We start from the raw sequence: 306 nt of genomic DNA on the forward strand, positions 1-306 counted from the left end.
ATAAAAGTTACGTTGGCTAGTGTTCATGATCGAAATCAATCACACTATAATTTGTTTATTGTTGACGTTTGTTTGTTTAGTTTTCAAAGAGCAATTTGTTTAACTCAGCCTTAATATGATAACATTTCAGTTTTACAATGTCAACATATTATTTTATAAATTGATATTGTTTAAAATACCAATCTATGAAAAAGATAAAACTTTTTCGCCCGGCAGCGTCCTACTCTCACAGGGGGAGAGCCCCCAACTACCATCGGCGCTGAGAAGCTTAACTTCCGTGTTCGGTATGGGAACGGGTGTGACCTT

Annotated in this window: 1 rRNA gene; it reads right to left on the reverse strand. The window is 36.3% G+C overall.

The features are described 5' to 3' along the window. Positions 1 to 207: 207 nt before the first annotated feature. A 5S ribosomal RNA gene (gene rrf / locus HHO41_RS22140) occupies positions 208 to 306 on the reverse strand; the annotation flags it as partial.

The sequence above is a fragment of the Bacillus sp. DNRA2 genome, from assembly GCF_012843265.1.
In the GTDB taxonomy this organism is placed as follows: domain Bacteria; phylum Bacillota; class Bacilli; order Bacillales; family Cytobacillaceae; genus Bacillus_BU.